The sequence below is a fragment of the Paenisporosarcina sp. P5_A11 genome, assembly GCF_056400705.1.
Map to the genome: position 1 here is coordinate 1 of NZ_JBFUKT010000261.1, position 3,260 is coordinate 3,260.

The following is a 3,260-nucleotide window of genomic DNA, read 5'->3' on the forward strand; positions in this document are numbered from 1 at the left end:
ACGTATTGAGTCACTATATGATGATAAGACAAGATATGCGCAACAACGCTTAGTGGAATTAATGCGTCCCAATCACCCAGCTTCTATTGGAGCAAACGGGACAATCGATGCCATCACCGCTATCACAAATGAGTCATTATTTGATGCATATAAGAAAATGCTCGAAGAGGATGAGTTAGATATTTATGTTGTTGGCGATGTAAATGTTGAAGAAATGACATCTAAACTACAGCAAGCATTTGAATTTAAGGCCCGACAATTAAATCAAAAAGATCTTCATAAAGATGTAGAACATCCTAAAGTAGAGAAAAATGCGGTGAATGAATATCAAGAAATGAAGCAAGGAAAACTACACATTGGTTATGAAACAAATGTAACATTTACTCATCCTGATTTCCCGAAAATGCAAATAACAAWCGGTATTTTTGGTGGTTATCCTCATGCGAAATTATTTTTAAATGTTCGTGAAAAAGAAAGCATGGCTTATTATGTGTCAAGTTCATTCTCCTCAGCCTATGGACTTCTATTTGTATTGGCTGGAATTGATGCAAGTAAACAAGAAAAAGCGGTTGGATTGATTGATGAGCAATTAGAAGCAATGAAAAAAGGTGAAATTTCACAAAACGAAATTGACCAAACAGTTGCAATGCTTAAAAATCAGTTAAAAGAAGCGCTAGATTCTGCAAGAGGCCAAATCGAAATTTTCGATCAATATAAAGATTTAGGAGAAGAATTTACAGTAGATTCTTGGGTAGCCAAATGGGCGACCGTTACAAAAGATGATRTTCAAGAAATGGCGAAGTCAATCAATAAACAACTTGTTTATTTCTTGTCTGGTAAGGAGGAAATGTCACATGAAGGAGCTTCACTTTAAACAATTAGACGAAAAATTATTCCATGAAAAAATGGATAATGGCTTAGATGTCTACATTTTAYCGAAAAAAGGATTCTCAAAAACATTTGTTACTTTTACAACAAAATACGGTTCTATAGACAGTAAATTTGTTCCTCTCGGAGAATCTGAAGAAATAACAGTACCCGACGGAATTGCACATTTTCTTGAGCATAAAATGTTTGAAAAGGAAGATGGCGACGTTTTTCAAAAGTTTAGTGGCTATGGTGCTTCCGCCAATGCATTCACTTCGTTTACGCGAACCGCTTACTTATTTTCTGCAACGGACCATTTATATGAGAATACAGAAACATTATTAAATTTTGTGCAAGAACCGTACTTTACTCAAGCTACAGTGGAAAAAGAAAAAGGGATTATTGGTCAAGAAATCACGATGTATGATGATCAACCGGATTGGCGTTTATATTTTGGAACAATTGAAAATATGTACAAAGATCATCCTGTAAAGATTGATATTGCGGGTACTATCGAATCGATTGATGCCATTACTGCAGAACATTTGTATACATGTTACGAAACATTTTACCATCCATCAAACATGTTATTATTTGTGGTAGGTGCTGTAAATCCTGAAGAAATGATGACATATATTCGAGAACACCAAAATAAAAAAGAATTTGCAGAATTCAAACCAATTAAACGTTCAATCCCAAATGAACCGTTAGAAGTAGCAAAACAAGAAAATAAATTGTTTATGGACGTTCAAAAGCCAAAAGTATATGTAGGGTTAAAAGCGAAAGAAACTTCAATACAAGGCGATGCTATGATGAAGCATGAAATGGGAATACAACTCGCATTGGAATTGATTTTTGGACGTTCTTCAGATTTCTATGTGCAAGCATATGAAAAGGGCTGGATAGATGAATCATATGCTTTTGATTTCACACTCGAAAAAGGGTATGGATTTGCTATCATTGGTTCAGATACATCTAAACCAAAAGAATTAGTAGAAGCAATCAAAAAAGAATTGAAAAAAGTAGAAGAAAAATGGCCTTTCGGACAATCAGATTTAGATCGTGTTCGTAAGAAAAAAATTGGTTATTTCCTCCGGGCCTTGAACTCGGTTGAATATATTGCGAATCAATTTACACGCTATGCTTTTAATGACATGGATTTATTCGACGCAGTGCCTGCATTAGAGCAAATAACTGTTGCAGATTTGCAAAATGCTTTTGCTTCGATTCAAGGAGAAAATCAGCAGACAGTCTTTTCAGTTCTTCCTAAGAAAGAGCAAGAAACATCATGAAGAAATTTGCCTGCATTTTTGGGGCATCAGGTGAGATAGGGCAAGCCATAGCTCTTGAGATGTCTAAACAGGGCTGGAGTTTATATTTACATTTTAATGAAAATAAACAAGCAATGGAAAACTTACAGACAAATCTTCAAAATCTTTATCCGAGCCAAGAACACCATATTATTCAAGCAAACCTTGGGGATTTAGATTCAGTAAATAATATTTTCACACAGCTTTTTGAAGTTCAAGCAATTGTATTTGCTTCCGGGCAAGCACTTTATCAATTGCTTGAAGATACTTCCTCACAAGACATGGAACTAGTATGGAGAACCCACGTCCAGTCACCCATGTCAATAATAGGTAAGCTAGCACCTAAATTAAGAAGGTTTACTACATCCTACATTGTCATTATTGGATCGATTTGGGGTGAAACAGGTGCAGCTGGTGAGACGGTCTATTCAGCAGTTAAAGGTGCGCAACATGCATTTGTAAAGGCATATGCAAAAGAATCGGGTCCATCAGGAGTTCGTGTTAATGCAATTGCTCCTGGCTTTATTGACACAAAAATGAATAGATCTCTAGATGATGAAGAAAGACAGGTCATTGAACAGGATATTCCACTTAATAAGATTGGAAAACCGCAAGACGTGGCAAATCTTGTGTCTTTTTTAACTAGTGGAAATGGGGATTATATTACAGGTCAAGTATTACGTGTTAATGGTGGATGGTACATATAAATTCTCTTTTTTGCACATACTGAATGTGAAAAGGAGGAATAAACATGGCCTTACTTGAAAATTGGCAAAAATGGACAAGCTTTTTAGGAGCAAATGTAATGAACGCCGAATCAACTGGGATGTCTAAAAAAGCCATCCAATCCACAGCATATGAAATTGGTGATTATTTGGCTAAAAATGTGGATCCAAAGAATGAACAAGAGCGTGTCCTGTCTGATTTGTGGTCAGTTGCTTCAGAAGATGAACAACATGCACTTGCAAACATGGTTGTAAAGTTAGTTCAGCAGAAAAAAGTGCAGTAAAAGAAAAGAAGGACATTGTTCCTTCTTTTCTTTTTTCCTTTTCTTACGTACTCAAATCAGATATGATAGAACCT

Annotated in this window: 4 protein-coding genes; all 4 read left to right on the forward strand. The window is 35.7% G+C overall.

What is annotated here, in order from left to right; translation table 11 throughout:
• The coding region (gene yfmF, locus AC1DOS_RS18990; protein ID WP_477538762.1) for an EF-P 5-aminopentanol modification-associated protein YfmF at window positions 1–874 on the forward strand (874 nt) is incomplete at its 5' end.
• A complete protein-coding gene (yfmH, locus tag AC1DOS_RS18995; RefSeq protein ID WP_477538763.1) occupies window positions 855–2,159 on the forward strand; it encodes an EF-P 5-aminopentanol modification-associated protein YfmH in 1,305 nt (434 codons plus the stop codon). The genes yfmF and yfmH, both read left to right, overlap by 20 nt.
• A complete protein-coding gene (ymfI, locus tag AC1DOS_RS19000) occupies window positions 2,156–2,884 on the forward strand; it encodes an elongation factor P 5-aminopentanone reductase (RefSeq protein WP_108584694.1) in 729 nt (242 codons plus the stop codon). Before yfmH ends, ymfI begins: the two co-directional genes overlap by 4 nt.
• A gap of 44 nt (window positions 2,885–2,928) precedes the next feature.
• Window positions 2,929–3,186, forward strand: a complete 258-nt coding sequence (locus tag AC1DOS_RS19005) for a DUF3243 domain-containing protein (RefSeq protein ID WP_108584695.1) — start codon at window positions 2,929–2,931, stop codon at window positions 3,184–3,186.
• Window positions 3,187–3,260 lie beyond the last annotated feature (74 nt).